An 18931-nucleotide genomic window follows, 5' to 3' on the forward strand; every position below is an offset into this window, starting at 1 on the left:
TGCTATGAAAAAACCCTTTCTATTATTAGCCTTTCTATTATGTATGCAAACCTGCCTGTTTTCTCAAAATCAATCCAATCCTTGGCTTGAGACTTCAGAGGGACGTACAAATTCAATGAATAAAGAATATAGAAATTTCACACCAAAGAATTATAAATTGTATTCATTAGACGCAGATCAATTACAACAAAATATTAATTCTGTCCCTTTACGAGATAGTAATATAACCTCAGATGTAATTATTTCTTTTCCTACTATAAATGGGGGAGTAGGAGATTTTAGAATTTATGAAGCACCTGTATTAGATGAAGTGCTTACAGAAATGTATCCAAGTATTAGATCTTATGTAGGTCAAAACATAAAAAACCCTGCTACAGTTATACGTTTTAGTATTTCCAAAAACGGAGTGCATGGAATGATTACCTCAGGATCGCACAAAACAGTATACATAGACCCGTATACTACAAATAAGGAATTTTATATGACCTACTCTCGCGAAGATATTCCTGATGATGCTTTTGCTGATCAATTTTTTGAATGTAATTCAGATGATCTTATAACCGCACCTTTAGAAAATAATATAACAACTGCAACAAGAAATGCAGATGATAGTACATTAAGAACCTATAGACTTGCTGTGGTTTGTACGGGAGAGTACTCAGCATTTCATCTTAATAATCAAGGTATAGATCCTGATGCCAGTGATGAAGATAAAAAAGAGGCTGTGCTAGGGGCTATTAATACTTCTATGACTAGAGTGAATGGTATTTTTGAAAGAGATTTGGCACTTACTATGGTTGTCATTGGTAACAACACAGATATTATTTTCTTAGATCCCGATACAGATGGGTTGACTAATAATGATCCTTTTGAGCTTTTAGATGAGTCTCAAGAAATTTGTGATGATGTGATTGGAAATGCTAATTATGATATTGGTCATGTATTTAGTACTCAAGGTGGAGGTGTTGCTTTTTTAAACTCTCCATGTGTTACAGGATTAAAAGCGCAAGGTGTTACAGGAATCAACACTCCTATTGGAGATTTCTTTAATGTAGATTATGTAGCCCATGAAATGGGACATCAATTTGGTGCGAATCACCCTCAAAATAATAACTGTCAAAGAACTAGTGTTTCTATTGAAACAGGAAGTGGATCATCTATCATGGGATATGCAGGAATTTGTGCACCTAACGTTCAAAATAACAGTGATGATTATTTTAATGGAGTTAGTATTGCAGAAATGTGGAATAATATAAGTGCAGGAGCTTCTTCAAGTTGTCCAGAAATGTCTTCTACAGAAAATCAAGCACCTACTATAGTACCAACAGAGAATTTTATGATCCCTGTGAGTACGCCATTTGTATTAAAAGGAAACGCAACAGATCCAGAAGAGAATGAGATTACCTATTGTTGGGAACAAATTGACGCTACGCCAGCCCCAATGCCTCCAAGCCCTACATCTGCAAATGGACCATTATTTAGAACATTAGATCCAACGATAAATGCAAATAGGTATATGCCAACCTTAAGTACTGTAGTTGCAGGAGATTTAGGAAGTACTTGGGAGCAACTACCTTCCGTAAGTCGTTCTATGTCTTTTAGATTAACCATTAGGGATAATGCCATAATAGGAGGTGCAACAGCGAGTGAAGATATGACTGTAACCACAACAGACAGCGCAGGTCCTTTTATAGTCACATCACAAAACACGAATGAAAGTTGGGATTTAAATACGACCCAAACAGTTACTTGGGATGTAGCCAATACAGATGCAGCCCCAATTAATGAAGCTACGGTCAATATATTTCTTTCTACAGATGGTGGTATTACATTTCCTATGCAATTAGCTACTAATGTTCCTAATAATGGTACAGCATCTATTATTGTTCCTTCTGACCTAGAAGAGACGACACAAGCAAGAGTTATGGTTATGGGAACAGTAAGCCCCTTTTATCAAGTAAATACCACAAATTTCACAGTAACTGATGTCTTAGGACTTTCTGATATAACGACAGCAGAATTTGAATTATTTCCCAATCCTACATCGGGAATAGTTGATATACGTTTTACATCATCAAGTGCTAAAGTTTCAATAGTACTCTATGACCTTGCTGGACGAAAAATATCAGAAGAAACAGAAGAAGCAATTATGAATGCTCCTTTTACAAAAACACTCAACTATCAATACCTTCCAAAAGGAATCTATTTTATGAAAATTTCTGATGGAGATCTAATAAGCACCAAACGACTTATTAAGAAATAAACATTACTTACTAATTAGCCATTACTATAAAAAGGAGGTTGTCTAGCACATTTTAGATAACCTCTTTTTGGGTTACAATTCAATACTAGAGATTACCATATCTATCCCATCTATCTGGTAGTTTAAATCAAAGCTAATTTCGTTTTTAGCATTTCTCTTGATGGCCAATTTCCCTTGTGTAATTAAATGATAGCCAGCTTGCCCTCGACAAAAACACTCTTTGTTGAGGAGTAATTTTAATTTAGATAAAGAGGCATCTTCTAAGACCATAAATCCTTTTAATCCTTTAGGAACTATAAATAGAATGGTTTCCTTATAATTGCCATCAGCAATGCCTTCTTTAGCAGGGACTTCATATGTAAATTCTACTAACTCACCATCTCCTTCAGTAAATAGAGGATACATAGCTCCTGTCGTATCTGTCTCAATAGTGTAGGATCCTTTTTTGATGGCTATGGCACAATTTCCATTATTGGGACAGTTGTCATTATTAATCTGGATACTATTCATATCATTCTTAAACGCCACTTCTTTTTTTATGGAACTACAACTAGGTATGAGTGTAGAAAGCATTACAACTATAAAAAACATTCTTGCATTATTAATGTGTTGTTTCATATGCTAGTTTTAAATTATATAGTTCTCAAGACGTCTGTACCACTAAAGTAAGAAAACTAATCATCCATTATTGAAGGTTTAATTCGCAAAACCATTGATTTAAAAAATGCATTTTCATTCATTATTTTTTCTATCTCTGATTGTTCTTCTTTTCTTAAAAAGTATGTTTTCTCTTTATAGCTAGAATATAGGTCTCCACAATACTCATAACAATGAGAAAACATCTCTATTCCGCATTTTAATTCATTAAGAACTGGTAAATCATGCCTTCCAAATGTTTTTACGCTATCGTTTTCAGTTATAAAAAGTTCTCCAGTACTACCATTGATTATTTCATATTCTCTATTGTCTCTTTCCTTAAGAAATAGTAATAATCTTTGTCCTTTTTTAGGGCGTTGGATTCGGTGGTCACACGTCCACTCTTTCCACATATTTATCACAATATTTTGATCGGATTGTCCTTTAATATGCTCTTTTACATGAAATTTATATTCGTAGGCAAAAGAAGACACTTCAGAAATTTCTCCTTCTACAATCATATCAGCTTTAGAGATAACTAAAGGATAAGACAATATCCTTTTCTTCGGAAATGTATTTGAATTATATCCTAAAAACAGTGCTATTAGAATACATATTCTCATAACTAAGAGAACAGCTAAAAGCTAGTCCTTACCTTTATTAGGATTTAAAAGAATTGCATATATTTCAACAGCAAACCCTATTAAGACAACAGCCGGAGCAAGACGGATACGTCTCCAGTGATATATTTCAGGATTAAATACATTAGGGTCATCACTACCGCCTCCAGACATTAAAATAAAACCAAGTGCAATGACACCAAGACCAATAAGCATCCATTGATAATTTTTCTTACCAAAAATAAACTCTGTTTGATGCTTTTGTGATGCTACCGTTTTACGTTTTTGCTCTCCCATGTTTTTGCCCGAGTAAGTGGATGTTGTTATTATACTTCAAATATACGAGTATATTTAATTAAATTCTGTAAATAAAACCGCATCTCCTACAGTTAATTGCGCAATATGATTAGATGAAGACCCTGTAAGAGTACTTGCTAGGTGTAAAGTGACATTTTTATGTAATACTTTCTCACGAACTCCTTCTAAGGTATATCCTTGCTCTAAGCCTCTATTTATATAATAAAAGTTTCCATTAGCTTCTGCAAACACAATATCTTTAACCCCTCCTTCATACACTTTTGTTACTGTAATTTCTTTTACCTCACAGTCTTCTTTTTTAGGGTTTTGAATAAGACATGAAACACATAAAAATGATACGAAAAACGAAAGAATAATAATACGACGCATAGTAAAGAGATTTTAACCTATTAACGTATAGTGTATTAAAATATTTTGTAAGAATAGTATTGTTACTCCGCAATCACTGCATCTGTAATACCATTTAATGCGGCATTTACCTTTTGAACCACGTCTCCTTTATCAGTAACTCCATGACGATTAGTTAAGAAAGTAGCATCAAAATAAGACACATACACAGTTCCATTTGCATCTTCGTGTACCAATACTTTTAAAGGAAGGTCAATTCCTATACTCTGATTACTTTGCATGAGTAAGGTACCCACTTTGGGATTTCCAAAAATTAACACACGTGTAGGACGTAATTCAAGACCAACACTAGCAGCAGCTTTATCATGAGGAACAATAGCCATAGTATGTAATCCTTTGGAGTTGATTACTTCCTGTAGTTTTTCAAAAGTCACATCAGCGGTATATGGGCTTTTCTTTGTAATCAACTGTGCAGTAATAGGTGTTACAGAAGCGCCTTCTATTTCATTATTACCTGCAAATCCTGCTAGCGCTCCATTTACCTTATCAATAACCGCTTGAGGCTCTGAAATACCATATCGACTTGTAAGGGTAGTTGCATTGTAGTAACTCACGTGCGTATCTCCCGCTTCATCTTCCCAAATCATCAACTTTAATGGAAGGTCTAATCCTATACGTTGATCCTGTTGCATTAATAAAGTACCCCCTTTAGGATTTCCAAAAATGATCGTACGCATAGGACGCAATTCAAGTCCTGCTTTTTTGGCTGCAATTGAATGATCAATATTTGCAATGATTTTAAATCCTTTTTCTTTCAATTGCGGAATTAAAGTATCTGCAAGTTGGGTTACCGTTTTTTTAGTAGATACGGTGATAAATTCAGAAGTTCTCATAGCTGATGTTGTGGTCGATTTTTGCTGTTTTTGTGAACAGCTTATACCTAGCATCAACAAAAACAAGAAATAGATTCCATTTTTCATAACATCGGTTTTGTCGTAAGGAATGATAAATTTATACGGTTATGATTACATATTTGTGTAATTTATAATTGTGATATACGCTTTCGCGAAAGCGAGCTCGTGAAATTCACAACCAAACAGGGAGAGCGCAGCGTTAAAGCGTATAAAAGAAACATCAATAGTGAGTTTTACTAATAATACAATTCATCCGTACGTAAATTCAAGAAACGCTGGGTTGCAAAATATGTGCTGATCCATGTGATAAATACACCTAATAGGAATACACCTAAGAAAAGCGCACCTATCATCAACTTATCATCTAGTAAAGCAAGGTCTGGAAAAGACTCATTGAGGTAGTATAATATAGCAGCCATCCCAATAAGCGCTAATAGTGCTCCTAGCATTCCTAATCGCACGCTTCTCCATACAAAGGGACGACGTATAAAACGTTTGGTGGCTCCTACCATTTGCATGGTTTTTATCGTAAAACGTTTCGCATATACAGATAAGCGTATCGAACTATTAATCAGTAATACCGCAATAAACGTAAATACTATACTCACAATAAGCACCCAAAAGCTGATACGCTTGATATTATCATTAAGTAAGCTAATGAGTCGTTTATTATATGTGACCTCGTCTACAAAGTCTTTCGAGGCAATTTCATCAGAGATCTCTTTGGTTTTCGCAAAAGAAACATAATCTGCCTTTAAATAAAGATCTATGCTATTCTGGAGTGGATTATAACCTAAATAATCCATAAAATTTTCACCAATCTCTTCACTATGCTCTTCTGCTGCAGTTTCTTTAGATACAAAAACAGAAGACTTTGTATACTCGGCTAATGCTAGTGATTTTTGAAGTTGTTTGATTTCAACATCTTTCGCACTGTTTTTAAGATATACCGAAATCACCACTTTTTCCTTTACATGATCAGCTACCTTTTTAGCGTTTATAACAACAATACCTAATGCGCCCAATAGAGATAACACCAATGTAATACTAATGATTACAGAGAAATATGAAAAAAATAGTCGGCGTTTTTGATACCGTTCAAATGAAGATGCCATAAATTCAATTAGGATGATACTGTAAAAATAACAATGATTTTTACATACTTCTATAAACAACGTTTAAAGTTTCCAAATTGTTATAAACGGGATGCTATCTTCGTCACTTTTATGTGTATCTTTTGCACTTCAAAACCTTGAGCACATAAACTTTTTAAAAGACATAAAAATCTCCAGACCTGGATTGTGGTTTCCCACTGTATGGATCTATCTCGTTCCCTTTAGTTTGGATACTGTTTTTTGGAAAGAACCCATTTTTTGGATAGGACTTTTCTTTGTGATGTTTCCACTTAATTACTTAGTCTACGGATTGAATGATTATAATGACATTGCCTCAGATAAAGTAAATGATCGTAAAGGGAACTTCCTTTTTGGAGCCAAAGCTTCTCAGCAACATTTAGCTACAGTTCCAAAAAAAATAGCCATTGTTCTCTTGCCATTTTTTATTTATTTCACCTTTCGGTCAGGTATTTATATGTTACTGTTATTGGTATTTATGGTTGCGATTAATATCATCTACAATTTTAAGCCGTTCCGAATTAAAGAACGACCTCCCTTTGAAATCTGTATTCAAATAGGCTATGTGTTTACTGCTTTTTTTAGTGTCTTATTGAACGATCTCACCATGATTCCGTGGCAAACTATTTTATACTTAACGCTATTTGCATTTCAAGCACATATTGCGGGTGAAATCATGGATATAGAACCCGATAGATTAGCAGGTAAAAAAACGACTGCAACCCTCATAGGACGTAAAAACACCAAGTATTTTATGCTCGTGCTGTTGCTATTAGAAACATACATTCTCGCGATGTGGTTTCAAGACTATGTACTAGCAGGATTTCTCGGTATTTTCTCGATTTGGTTACTTTTAGATGTCTTTATTTTCTTTAAAGAAAAACCCTATTCTGTAGCACAAATGAAACTCTTTGGTATTGCCATGAATCTATCGGCACTTGCCTCGATGCTTTGGGCGCTCTACTCTGGAAAATTATTACATCCTGTATTTTAGTTTTTTTTACACTCCTGTCTCCCGGCAGGCAAGTTCGAGAAAGCATATAAAGAACATAGAGAAGAGAGCAAAGAAAAAAGACGTTATGCACTATCTCTTTTCTAAATTAAGTCCTGACTCTTGATTCCTGAGTCTTTTCAGTCTTGAGCCTTTTTCGCGGAAGCGAAAAACCCCTATCTTTAAAATATGAAAATTCTAATCTACGGTACCGGAGGAGTGGGTGGTTTTATAGGCGGAAAACTAGCACAAACCCAACACCAAGTTACACTCATTGCACGTGGCGCTCACCTGAAAGCCATACAAGAACGCGGATTACAGGTGCAAAGCATTGCTGGTGATTTTACAGCACACCCACACCTAGCTACAGACGATCTTTCTAAAATAGACACGCCAGATCTTGTCATTTTTGCTATAAAATCATGGCAATTAGAACAAGCATCAAAAGATATATTGCAATATACAAATGACAACACTTTATTTCTGCCCTTACAAAATGGAGCAGACAACACAGAAAAGTTAAATAAAGTACTTCCAAAAGAACAAGTACTCTCGGGACTTTGTCGCATGATTAGTTTTATTAAAAGCCCTGGTGTGATCTCAAATCCTGATATTCCGCCTTCTTTTCTTTTTGGAGAACAAGACAACACCCGCACTTCAAGAGTAGAAACCATTTTACAGATATTTAAAGAAGCGGGACTCAATGCTAAGATCCCAGAAAATATCCAAGTCGCCATCTGGCAAAAATTTCTATTTATTACCACCGTAAGTGCCATAGGCGGATTAACCAGAGTATCCATAGGTGTTATGAGAGACAATACATACATCAAAGATTTGATGCTCAAAACCGCACAAGAAGTCTATGCGGTAGCACATACCAAAGGCATTGTATTACCAGAAAATACGATAGACAAAGCTTTTGCTGCCATTGCACGACAAGCCCCAGATACCACAGCCTCTACACAACGCGATCTCATGGAAGGCAAACCTAGCGAACTCGAAAACTTTAATGGTTATATCGTAAAAGAAGGAAAAAGAGTAGGCGTATCCACGCCTGTAAATGAGATGATTTATCAATTATTATTACCGCAGGAGAATATAGCACGAAGCCCTCTAACTCCCGAAGAGGGAATAAGATTATAATTCCTTCTCCCTCTGATAGAAGGCTAGTGCCCGTATTGAACTTGTTTCAGTAATAAGGGGAAAAAGGCTCGTTGATTTAGTATTTTACTGAAAGTTAGGTGGCTGAGTGATTCTGAGGGACGAAGAATTGTATCGAAGCCACCAACTCAAAAAATAGAGTACTACTCTAATTTAGAGTGTTACTCTATTTTTAAGAAATCCTTTAATTACTATAATCATTGTAAATTTAGTGACTAAAAAAATGAATTTTAAAATTACCTATAAACATTCATCACATCAAAATCATGGGAAACAAAAATCATTATGATAGATATGATAAAGTAGAAGAAGAGTTGATTAAATCAATAAACAACCATCTTTTTGAAAATGGAAATACAGAAAACATTAGCGCTATAAAAGCGTTAAAAGCTTTTTATAAGCATTATCAAGAGGTTTTATTAGATGAATTACTTTCTTTTAAAACAGAATACCCTCATTTTTCTACAGATTCAGAATTTTATTATCCTGATGGTGATGTATTTACGCATATTGGAAATGCATATCATAGTATAGAAGGTCAAAATATGAGTATATACCTCCGATTGGCGTTTGAGCGTCATTTCTATTGGTATTTTGAACATGAAGTAGTCGAACTTAGACTTTATATGTTTTACAAACCCGAAAAGTTTTCTGAAGAAGATAAGGCATTCGGTCAAAGCAAGAATGAAAATCTACTTGACCTTCAAAAAAACAAATGGTTTGAAAAAATAAAAAATGACAAACCATTAGATTATAAAATTGATATCAATTTTAATGCCTGAAGCAACCCTTACAACTTGATATAAAATCGTAAATTTGCCGGCTTAAAACAGCATCATGCTGTGATTATATAAAAATCTTGACTCTTGATTCTTTTTAGTCCTGAGTCATTTTCGCAAACCTGCCTGCCGAGAGGTAGGAGCGAAAAAACAATACATTATGAAATGAGCATAAACAAAATTAATTTTTTGCTTATCAACTAAAACAATTAAATTTTTTATGCGAAAGCGTAGCGGTTGATCTAAGCAGAAATTTTTTATTTGTTTCATTTCTAATGAAATTAAAAATTTTAAGTAGATGAAATACCATTTCAACGAAATAGAAGCCAAATGGCAAAAATATTGGGCAGACAACGGCACATTTCACGCCAGTAATACCAGCGATAAGCCTAAATATTATGTACTCGACATGTTCCCATATCCATCGGGAGCAGGACTGCATGTGGGTCACCCGTTAGGATATATTGCCAGTGATGTTTATGCGAGATACAAGCGTTTGAAAGGGTTTAATGTATTACATCCACAAGGCTATGATTCTTTTGGATTGCCTGCCGAGCAATATGCGATTCAAACAGGACAGCATCCTGCAACCACTACCAAAGTAAACATAGAAGGAGGTGTAGATAATCAAGGTAATGTCATTGCTGGATACCGTAATCAATTGGATAAAATAGGATTTTCTTTTGACTGGAGTCGTGAGGTACGCACCTCTGATCCTGCTTATTACAAATGGACACAATGGATTTTTACCGAGTTATATAACGCTTGGTACAATAATGATAGTAATAAAGCAGAAGGCATTGATACGTTGGTGTCCGCTTTCGCGAAAGCGGGTAATGAAAGCATAAATGCCGTATGCGATGATGATGTAACCATCTTTACAGCCGATGAGTGGAATGCCTATACTGACAAAGAACAACAGGCGATTCTTTTAAAATACAGATTGACCTACCTAGCCGAAACCGAAGTAAATTGGTGTCCGGCGTTAGGAACTGTACTAGCAAATGATGAGATTGTAAACGGCGTTTCAGAACGTGGTGGACATCCTGTAGTACGTAAAAAAATGACCCAATGGTCGATGCGTATTTCTGCTTATGCAGAACGTTTAATCCAAGGACTAGATACCATTGATTGGAGCGAATCTATCAAAGAAACACAACGCAACTGGATTGGAAAATCGGTGGGCGCCGAAGTAGAATTTAAAGTCATTTCGAACGATAGTGAGAAATCGCACACGATTCCGGTTTTTACAACTAGACCAGATACTATTTTTGGGGTAAGTTTTATGACACTTGCTCCAGAGTTAGAGCTTGTACAGGAGATCACTACTCCCGAACAAAAAGAAGCCGTTGAAGCATACATCGAAGCGACTTCAAAACGTTCCGAGCGTGAACGTATGGCAGATGTAAAAACTATTTCTGGAGTATTTACTGGAGCGTATGCTGAGCATCCGTTTACCAAAGAGCCCGTTCCTGTATGGATTGGAGATTATGTATTAGCAGGTTATGGAACAGGTGCTGTGATGGCCGTACCATGTGGAGATCAACGTGATTATGATTTTGCAAAAAAGTTTGACATCCCCATTCCTAATGTGTTTGAAGGGGTTGATATTTCGGAAGAAGCCTTTGCAGATAAAGCAGCAACAGTAATTGCAAATAGTGATTTCTTAAACGGATTAAAATATAAGAAAGCCGTAAAACTAGCGATTTACGAATTAGAAAAAATAGGCGCAGGAACGGGTAAAACCAATTATCGTTTACGTGATGCGGTATTTAGCCGTCAGCGTTATTGGGGAGAGCCTTTCCCAGTGTATTATGTAGACGGTATGCCAAAGATGATTGCCTTAGAGCATTTGCCTGTTGAGCTTCCTGCGATTGAAAAATACTTACCTACCGAAGATGGAGCGCCACCATTAGGTCGCGCCGATGTTTGGTCATGGGATACGACTAAAAATGAAGTCGTGTCTAATGATTTGATAGATGGGAAAACGGTATTTCCTTTAGAATTAAATACCATGCCTGGATGGGCAGGAAGTAGTTGGTACTTCATAAAGTATATGGATAACACTACAGATGATGGGTCTGTTCCTAAAGAAGCACTAGACTATTGGGGTAATGTAGATTTATATATTGGAGGTTCTGAGCACGGAACAGGTCATTTATTATATAGTAGATTCTGGACAAAGTTCTTACACGATCGTGGATATCTAGGTATCGATGAGCCCTTCCAAAAAATGATCAATCAAGGAATGATTTTGGGAACGAGTGCTATTGCTTACAGAATAAGTGGTACAAACACTTATGTTTCTGCTGGCTTGAAAGATCAACATAAAACAGAAGGAATTCACATTGATGTAAATATGGTGAATGCATCTGATGAGATAGATGTTGAAACCTTAAAGAATTGGCAGCCACAATTTAAAGATGCTGAATTTATTTTAGATGAGGGTAAATTTGTTGTTGGACGTGAAGTGGAGAAAATGTCTAAACGTTGGTACAATGTTGTCAATCCAGATGATATCTGCAATCAATATGGAGCAGACACCTTACGTATGTATGAAATGTTTTTAGGTCCGTTGGAGCAAGCAAAACCTTGGAATACCGCTGGTATTTCGGGAGTACATAATTTCTTAAAGAAACTATGGAGATTGTATCATTCGGGTGCAGAAGAAGCATTTCACGCAACCGATACAGCGCCTACAAAAGAGAATTTAAAGACCCTTCATAAAACCATCAAGAAGGTAGAGGAAGATATCGAGAACTTTAGTTTTAATACTTCTGTATCTACGTTTATGATTGCAGGGAATGAGTTGGCTACACAAAAATGTACGTCTAGAGCGATCTTAGAACCGCTTCTTATTTTAATTGCGCCATATGCTCCACATATTGCTGAGGAGTTATGGAGTAAGCTCGGGCATACGGAAAGTATTTCTGAAGCCCCATTTCCAATTTTTGAAGAGAAGCATTTGGTGGAAAGTTCGAAGAACTACCCGATCTCTTTTAATGGAAAAATGAAGTTTACATTAGAACTTCCGCTAGACTATACAAAAGATCAAATAGAGGAAGTCGTGATGGCACACGAAAAAACAAAACAGTATCTAGGAGACCGCACCCCGAAAAAGGTGATTATCGTACCTGGAAAGATTGTAAATATAGTAGGATAACACCTCACTCAAACCCTCTCCATGTGAGAGGGTTTTTAATTTAACATCGTATGAACGTTATTATTTTTGGACCTCCACTTGCAGGAAAAGGAACACAAAGCAAGAAGATCATTCAAGATTTTGGATTGACTCATCTTTCTACTGGAGATGTACTAAGAGCAGAAAAAGCACAAAAAACTGAATTAGGAATCAAAGCTGCTGAGTATAGCAGTAAAGGCTTATTAGTCCCTGATCATTTAACAGCCCAAATTGTAGAACGCTTTTATCACAACCATAAAAACGAAAAAGGAATCTTATTTGATGGATATCCAAGAAATACCATACAAGCTGAACACTTATTACAAGTAATTGCAGAAGGAGGAGAAACGATCGATAAAGTGATTTTCTTAAAGGTTCCTAAAGAAGAACTTCTTAAAAGAGCTATCAAAAGAGCAGAATCGGAAAATAGAGCAGATGACAAAGACAGTACTATTGTCTTGACTCGAATAGACGAATTTCAAAACGGAACCATTCCTGCGGTACAGTTTATAAAAGAATCTGGAATTACAGTTATTGAGATTGACGGAAATCAATCTATTGATGCTATTTATAAAGTCATTAACGCATATTTAAAACAAAGATAAAATGTGCAGATATGCAATGACATCCTATAAATCACATTATGCTTGCTTTGAATGTCGAAAGACATTTAAAAGGAGATTGTTAGGTGATGTCTTAGGTGGTTATAGTAAAGATGTTCAAGAGGCGCCGGCCAAATGTCCAGAATGTGGTGGCCTCATGGCAGATATGGGATTAGATTTTGAATCTCCTAAGAAAAAAGACATCAAAGCGTGGAATCATATGGCAATATTGTATACTGTAGGGATTACATTTCATTCCTGTGGATGTTCTGGACCTGGTTTTATTCCTAATGACACAGAGCAGTTAAAAGATCATTTTGAAAGCATCAAAAAAACCTATTTAGAACATCAGTATTTTTGGGCACGACGAAAAGAAGATCCAGCAACGCAAAGTCAAATAGCAAAAGATCAACATGACAATTGGAGTTTTCTTGGTCGTATTCCTAAGGAGTTAAGAAAAGGGACTAAAAATAAACCTCAATATGATGCAACAAAAGCACTTGTATACTGGAGTAAAAAAGTAGCTGAGGTTGAAAAGAAAATAGAGACATTAACTATGTAAGATATGGAAGGAATAGAAATTTTAGGATTTGTAGCGGCAGTGTTAACCACAGCTTCGTTTTTACCACAGGTATATCAAACATGGAAAACCAAAGATGTATCTGCTCTCTCCTTGCCTATGCTCACCATGTTTCTTACAGGAATTACCCTTTGGTTTATCTATGGCATCTATAAAGACAGTCCTTCTCTGGTCATTGCCAATGGTATTACGATTGTCTCTGTATTCTTATTGGTGTACTTTAAGTTGAAGTACAGAAAGAAATAATCTCTCTCATCCCTCTGTCTGCTTTGTAGACATCTTCCTTCTTGAAGGGAGAGACTTTTGTTTTCGTATGTAAACAACTTCTTGTTATCTTTAATCACCTTCTCGTTTATAAAAAATCCTAAAAGTTAACATCTTCTATTTTAAATGATTTATAACTAATATAATACATACTTTCACATACTAGTAAGTGAAGCTTTTAATCAAAAAAGGCTTTTATTTAAAGCCTCGCACATTCTATATAAACTATAAGCAAAAGCTTTTCCCTTTTGAAAAAGGGAGATGTTAAAAACGCTGTTTTTGACAGATGGATTGGCGAAGCTGTAAGCTAGCCTAAAAACCAGTATATTTAAACAATGGCTATCCATTCTAGAAAATATTTAGAGACCTATAGAAAATCACTTCAGCACCTGCAGAACGATTTCTATGGAAGTATCTTAAAAATAAACAATTAGATGGAAAACGATTTTTAAGGCAACATAGCATCCTTAATTATATTATCGAATTAGACGGAGAAGTTCATTTTAATGAAGAAGCCCAAGCGTATGATATTAAGCGAACAAAAGAGCTGGAAAAACTAGGATTTACAATCATAAGATTTGAAAATAAAATGGTATTTGATTTACTTCCAAGTGTACTGATAGAAATTAAAGAGCATTTTAAAAACACCTAACTCTATTCTTTCAAACAACTATGAGCATCAAAGAACAAAGAAGCCATCATATAGGATTTTGCCTTGCTTGTGTACACAAAAAACGCACACTTGAACATGGTGTTGTATGCACGCTAACAGATAAAATTGCCGATTTTGATGAAGAATGTCCTTCTTTTGAAGTAGATATTTCTGAGGTTCAAAAAGCAAAAAAAACCCATAAAAAATATTTAGAAGAAAATTATCCTCTCGACAGGCATGCTATAGAAGAGATGATTACTGATTATACGTATTCATTTATGAATACAAAAGAGCTATCTGAATACAGACCTTCTAAAAAAACAGCCTTTAGAGAATCTGACACATCTGACCTAAATGGCATTTTTATTTTTGGGGCTATTGCTTTGGTAAGTTTCTTGTATTTCCTATTTAATTTAGACCAACCTATTTCTTTAGTCGTAACTCTAGGGAGTATTATCGGATCTGCCGTTTGCAGTTACAGATATCTAAACAAAGACTACAAAGTAAAAATCAGAATTACTGAAAAAGGTATTCAAGAAAAACATACGTTTGTGGCATGGAGTGAAATGATAGATTACGTATTACTTACAGAGGTAATACGCAATAATAATCATACTGAATACAAGCATACTTTATTGGTACTTACAATTTCTGGATCGCTAAAATTTGTATCGCTTGATCACCTGGATGGAGAACCAGAAACTATTGTGCGTACAATTCAAGATCATCGAAAATTATATTACCACGACACCTACTAAACTGCTTTTTATCGATAAAAGTTCGTTTTATATCTGCCAAAATTTCACATTTAAAGATTGGTCTTATTATTGCCATACTTTTTGTAAATTTAAAATTATTAAAATCAACATAATATGTTAGGAGGATATATGGGCTACTATATTATTGTAGGAGCCATCGGATTAGTAAGTATGCTAGTAAGCAATAAGCTTAAAAGTAAATTCAAGCACTATTCTAAATTACATTTACGCAACGGAATGTCTGGAGCAGAAATTGCAGAAAAAATGCTTGCAGATAACGGTATTACAGATGTAAAGGTGATGTCTGTACGAGGACAACTTACCGATCACTACAACCCAAGAAATAAAACAGTAAACTTAAGTGAGGCCGTATACAGTCAGCGTAATGCAGCAGCAGCAGCAGTTGCAGCGCACGAAGTAGGGCACGCGGTACAACATGCAACAGCATATAGTTGGCTTACGATGCGATCGCAACTCGTGCCTATGGTAAACATTGCTTCTAAAATGAGCATGTGGGTGATTATGGGAGGTGTCGCATTGATGGCAACTACAAAAATAGGAGGGACTGTTGCTATTGTAGGGCTTGCTTTATATGGTGTAGGAACGCTCTTTAGTTTTATTACCTTACCTGTAGAGTATGATGCTAGTAATCGTGCATTGGCATGGTTAAAAGCAGAAAATATAGTAACTCGTGAAGAGTATGCAGGATCTGAAGATGCTTTAAAATGGGCAGCACGTACGTATGTAGTTGCTGCATTAGGATCACTGGCAACGCTACTTTATTTTGCATTGCAAGTATTTGGTGGAAGACGTTAAAGCTTGTGTTTTATTAGATGCTTCAAATATAGATGCGTGAGGGATAGCAGTGATACCCCGCAGGAATGAAGGTACTGAAATGACAAGGCGTATAAACGTATAGCCCGACCGAAGCACTGAATGTAGTGAAGGGCGAAGGGCACGCCCAAAAAATAAAAAAAACGAAAAAGGATAAATCGACAAACGTAGTGGTATCAACTGATTTGATGGTGCCATAGCGAAAGTTGATACTTTGGCTGTAAGCTTTGGCAAAATATTTGACTAAGTTTGCATATCAAATTGGATTAAAACTTTAAAATTATATAGTTATGGCATTAGAAATCACAGATGCAACATTTGAAGAAGCAGTATTAAACAGTGACAAACCTGTATTGGTAGACTTTTGGGCTGCTTGGTGTGGACCTTGTCGTATGGTAGGACCAGTAATCGAAGAAATCTCAGGAGAATATGATGGGAAAGCGGTTGTTGGAAAAGTAGATGTAGATGCAAATCAGGAATTTGCAGCAAAATACGGCGTACGTAACATCCCTACAGTATTAATGTTTAAAAACGGAGAAGTAGTAGGACGTCAAGTAGGTGTTGCTCCTAAAAAAGTATACACAGACGCAATTGATGGTCTTTTAAACTAAGACTCTCTTAAGATTATATAAAAGGTTTGGTGTAGTGCCAAACCTTTTTTATTTTAGTGAAATAGAAAACAAATCATCTTTGATGGCACTGTTTTCATTATAGAATGAACCTTGCTGAAGAGCGAGGTCTTTTAGAATTAAGAAAAAAGTTGTTTTTATGTGCGCTTTCGCGAAAGCTGAGCCATGTAAACGTTCTACTTTTATCAAAATAGATTTAATATTTATGAAATTTCCGAGCTAGTTTGTAGGCAAGCAGGTTCGAGGAATGAAAAGTTACCCGTCTTCACGGGCAGTAAACATGGAAAAAAAGACCAAAGTACAAGACGCAATAGATACTTCTCTTCTAGAACAACGTAAAATATTCCTTTGGGGAATGGTAGAAGATAGTAGCGCAAAACACGTTATAGATCGTTTATTATATCTGGATTCTATTAATAATGACGAGATTCAATTATTTATCAATAGTCCTGGAGGGTATGTAACTTCTGGATTTGCGATGTATGATACCATTAAGCAAATTAAAAGCCCTGTGTCTACTATTTGTACAGGACTTGCTGCGAGTATGGGGTCATTGTTACTCTCTGTAGGAGAAAAAGGACGTCGTTTTATACAGCCACATGCACGTGTGATGATACACCAACCTTCTGGTGGTGCACAAGGACAAGCAAGTGATATTCAAATTACAGCACAAGAAATTGTAAAAACAAAAGAGTTAAGCGCACAAATCTTAGCAGATAATTGTGGGCAGACTTTTGAAAAAATCATGAAAGACTTTCAGCGTGATCATTGGATGGGCGCAGACGAGTCTGTAGACTACGGTATCGTAGACGGTATATACGAAGGGTAACTTAACTTCGATGCGATTTTCAGATCCTCCTTTTAAGAGGATCTGAAAATCACTCAGTCACCTCGTATCTATAGTTTTTTATCATAAATTCGGATTCACAACCGATTTCGTTTTTCTAATTTCAACTTTCCTACTGTGGACATCAAATCCGAATTACATAAAACCGCCGGTTTTGGCAATTTAGAGCTTCTTGCAAAGCAAGTGGTAGAAGGTTTTATTTCTGGAATGCATAAGAGTCCGTTTCATGGATTTTCTGCCGAGTTTGCCGAGCATAAGGTGTATAACAATGGAGAAAGTACAAAGCACATCGATTGGAAGCTGTATGCAAAGACAGATCGTTTGTACACCAAGCGGTATGAAGAAGAAACCAATTTACGATGTCATCTTATTGTAGATAATAGTAGCTCGATGCATTATCCATCGGTTCCTGAGTATGGGATTGATCATTTAAATAAGATTAGTTTCTCGGCTTTGGCAAGTGCGGCAATTATGAATCTTATGAAAAAACAGCGAGATGCTGTCGGATTAAGTGTGTATGGAGAAGATTATGAGTTTTATACTTCTGAAAAAGGAAGTGATCGTCATCACCATATGTTATTAGATCAATTAGGGGGTATGTTAAATCCCGCTTTCGCGAAAGCAGAAAAAAAGACAGCCACTTACGCACACTTACATCTTATTGCAGAAAAACTCAAGAGGCGCTCGTTGGTTTTTCTATTTTCGGATATGTTTCAGAGTGATGTTGAACAAGAGCAATTATTTGAAGCTTTACAACATTTAAAATATAATAAACACGAAGTTATCCTTTTTCACACGTATAGTGAAGAAAAGGAATACAACTTCTCCTTTTCTAACGCTCCTAAGCGCTTTGTAGATGTAGAAACTGGAGAACATATCAATTTATATGCAGATGCCATTAGAGATACGTATAAAGCATCTGTAGATACGTATTTTAAAAACTTACAATTACGGTGTGCACAATACAGGATTAAGTACATTCCAGCAGTGATTGAGAAAGGGTTTAGTCCTATTTTGACGACATTTTTAGTAGAGCGACAAAAATTTGTGTAATTTTTTTATTTTTTTGTTTGCAGATGTAAAAAGAGAGTGTATATTTGCACCCGCAACAGCGCAACGGTCTGGTAGTTCAGCTGGTTAGAATATCTGCCTGTCACGCAGGGGGTCGCGGGTTCGAGTCCCGTCCAGACCGCTACAAAAGCCCTCAGTCCGAGGGCTTTTTTTATAAGAAGTTGTGTTGGCTACGTCACACGTAGTAGGCTTTGTAGTTGAAGCCGATGAGAAGCTTTTCCTGTCATAAGGAGAGGCTTTTTTTGTCACCTCTCCCATGACTACCAATTAGTTGAAACGGATCAAGACCAATTGTTGTGTTTATGCAAATATTCTAGTTAATCTAAAGAGGAAGAATTCTACATTTTTGA

21 protein-coding genes and 1 tRNA gene are annotated in these 18931 nt (G+C 35.9%); 15 read left to right on the forward strand and 7 right to left on the reverse strand.

Annotated features, from left to right (window positions below; translation table 11 throughout):
• Positions 1–4 precede the first annotated feature (4 nt).
• Positions 5–2263 carry a reprolysin-like metallopeptidase gene (locus Q1A01_RS16675; protein WP_299683263.1) on the forward strand — a complete coding sequence of 753 codons (2259 nt, stop codon included), beginning with the start codon at positions 5–7 and terminating at the stop codon, positions 2261–2263.
• Between the two features lie 72 nt (positions 2264–2335).
• Here Q1A01_RS16675 and Q1A01_RS16680 read toward each other — a convergent pair whose 3' ends face one another.
• From Q1A01_RS16680 to Q1A01_RS16705, 6 genes are all read right to left on the reverse strand, one after another.
• Positions 2336–2881, reverse strand: a complete 546-nt coding sequence (locus Q1A01_RS16680; RefSeq protein ID WP_299683264.1) for a hypothetical protein — start codon at positions 2879–2881, stop codon at positions 2336–2338.
• Between the two features lie 56 nt (positions 2882–2937).
• Complete coding sequence (locus tag Q1A01_RS16685) at positions 2938–3453, reverse strand: hypothetical protein (protein ID WP_299683266.1); 516 nt, start codon at positions 3451–3453, stop codon at positions 2938–2940.
• 90 nt (positions 3454–3543) lie between these two features.
• Entirely contained in the window at positions 3544–3816 is a 273-nt protein-coding gene (locus Q1A01_RS16690) for a DUF3098 domain-containing protein (RefSeq protein WP_299683268.1), read from the reverse strand.
• Positions 3817–3870: 54 nt separating this feature from the next.
• A complete protein-coding gene (locus tag Q1A01_RS16695; RefSeq protein ID WP_299683270.1) occupies positions 3871–4206 on the reverse strand; it encodes a hypothetical protein in 336 nt (111 codons plus the stop codon).
• Positions 4207–4268: 62 nt separating this feature from the next.
• Positions 4269–5165, reverse strand: a complete 897-nt coding sequence (locus Q1A01_RS16700) for a DUF302 domain-containing protein (RefSeq protein ID WP_299683272.1) — start codon at positions 5163–5165, stop codon at positions 4269–4271.
• A 170-nt stretch (positions 5166–5335) separates the two neighbouring features.
• The gene (locus Q1A01_RS16705; RefSeq protein WP_299683274.1) at positions 5336–6214 is read right to left on the reverse strand and encodes a permease-like cell division protein FtsX; all 879 of its coding nucleotides are present in this window, start codon (positions 6212–6214) and stop codon (positions 5336–5338) included.
• Between the two features lie 91 nt (positions 6215–6305).
• Here Q1A01_RS16705 and Q1A01_RS16710 point away from each other — a divergent pair, with 91 nt between their 5' ends.
• The 11 genes from Q1A01_RS16710 to trxA all read left to right on the forward strand — a co-directional run bounded on the left by Q1A01_RS16710 (position 6306) and on the right by trxA (position 16645).
• Positions 6306–7226 (forward strand): UbiA family prenyltransferase, encoded by a 921-nt coding sequence (locus Q1A01_RS16710; protein WP_299683276.1) that lies wholly within the window; start codon positions 6306–6308, stop codon positions 7224–7226.
• Between the two features lie 186 nt (positions 7227–7412).
• Positions 7413–8366, forward strand: coding sequence for a 2-dehydropantoate 2-reductase (locus tag Q1A01_RS16715; protein WP_299683278.1), 954 nt, complete (start codon positions 7413–7415; stop codon positions 8364–8366).
• Positions 8367–8650: 284 nt separating this feature from the next.
• Positions 8651–9166, forward strand: coding sequence for a hypothetical protein (locus Q1A01_RS16720; RefSeq protein WP_299683280.1), 516 nt, complete (start codon positions 8651–8653; stop codon positions 9164–9166).
• Positions 9167–9461: 295 nt separating this feature from the next.
• A complete protein-coding gene (gene leuS, locus Q1A01_RS16725) occupies positions 9462–12326 on the forward strand; it encodes a leucine--tRNA ligase (protein WP_299683282.1) in 2865 nt (954 codons plus the stop codon).
• Between the two features lie 50 nt (positions 12327–12376).
• Complete coding sequence (locus Q1A01_RS16730) at positions 12377–12949, forward strand: nucleoside monophosphate kinase (protein WP_299683284.1); 573 nt, start codon at positions 12377–12379, stop codon at positions 12947–12949.
• Between the two features lies 1 nt (position 12950).
• The gene (locus Q1A01_RS16735) at positions 12951–13508 is read left to right on the forward strand and encodes a hypothetical protein (RefSeq protein WP_299683286.1); all 558 of its coding nucleotides are present in this window, start codon (positions 12951–12953) and stop codon (positions 13506–13508) included.
• A 3-nt stretch (positions 13509–13511) separates the two neighbouring features.
• The gene (locus Q1A01_RS16740) at positions 13512–13772 is read left to right on the forward strand and encodes a SemiSWEET transporter (RefSeq protein ID WP_299683287.1); all 261 of its coding nucleotides are present in this window, start codon (positions 13512–13514) and stop codon (positions 13770–13772) included.
• 394 nt (positions 13773–14166) lie between these two features.
• Complete coding sequence (locus tag Q1A01_RS16745; protein WP_366520111.1) at positions 14167–14442, forward strand: DUF559 domain-containing protein; 276 nt, start codon at positions 14167–14169, stop codon at positions 14440–14442.
• A gap of 20 nt (positions 14443–14462) precedes the next feature.
• Positions 14463–15200 (forward strand): hypothetical protein, encoded by a 738-nt coding sequence (locus tag Q1A01_RS16750; protein WP_299683289.1) that lies wholly within the window; start codon positions 14463–14465, stop codon positions 15198–15200.
• A gap of 114 nt (positions 15201–15314) precedes the next feature.
• A complete protein-coding gene (locus tag Q1A01_RS16755; RefSeq protein ID WP_299683291.1) occupies positions 15315–16016 on the forward strand; it encodes a zinc metallopeptidase in 702 nt (233 codons plus the stop codon).
• Between the two features lie 308 nt (positions 16017–16324).
• Complete coding sequence (gene trxA, locus Q1A01_RS16760; RefSeq protein WP_299683292.1) at positions 16325–16645, forward strand: thioredoxin; 321 nt, start codon at positions 16325–16327, stop codon at positions 16643–16645.
• 48 nt (positions 16646–16693) lie between these two features.
• On the opposite strand, the gene Q1A01_RS16765 is transcribed toward trxA, so the two are convergent.
• The gene (locus tag Q1A01_RS16765) at positions 16694–16852 is read right to left on the reverse strand and encodes a hypothetical protein (RefSeq protein ID WP_299683294.1); all 159 of its coding nucleotides are present in this window, start codon (positions 16850–16852) and stop codon (positions 16694–16696) included.
• Positions 16853–16910: 58 nt separating this feature from the next.
• Here Q1A01_RS16765 and Q1A01_RS16770 point away from each other — a divergent pair, with 58 nt between their 5' ends.
• The 3 genes from Q1A01_RS16770 to Q1A01_RS16780 all read left to right on the forward strand — a co-directional run bounded on the left by Q1A01_RS16770 (position 16911) and on the right by Q1A01_RS16780 (position 18702).
• The gene (locus tag Q1A01_RS16770) at positions 16911–17492 is read left to right on the forward strand and encodes an ATP-dependent Clp protease proteolytic subunit (RefSeq protein WP_299683296.1); all 582 of its coding nucleotides are present in this window, start codon (positions 16911–16913) and stop codon (positions 17490–17492) included.
• A 135-nt stretch (positions 17493–17627) separates the two neighbouring features.
• Positions 17628–18563: a DUF58 domain-containing protein gene (locus Q1A01_RS16775; protein WP_299683298.1), complete on the forward strand. Its 936-nt coding sequence runs from the start codon at positions 17628–17630 to the stop codon at positions 18561–18563.
• Between the two features lie 65 nt (positions 18564–18628).
• A tRNA-Asp gene (locus Q1A01_RS16780) sits at positions 18629–18702 on the forward strand.
• Positions 18703–18931: the final 229 nt, after the last annotated feature.

The sequence above is a fragment of the uncultured Dokdonia sp. genome (genome assembly GCF_947492815.1).
Taxonomy (GTDB): Bacteria; Bacteroidota; Bacteroidia; order Flavobacteriales; family Flavobacteriaceae; genus Dokdonia.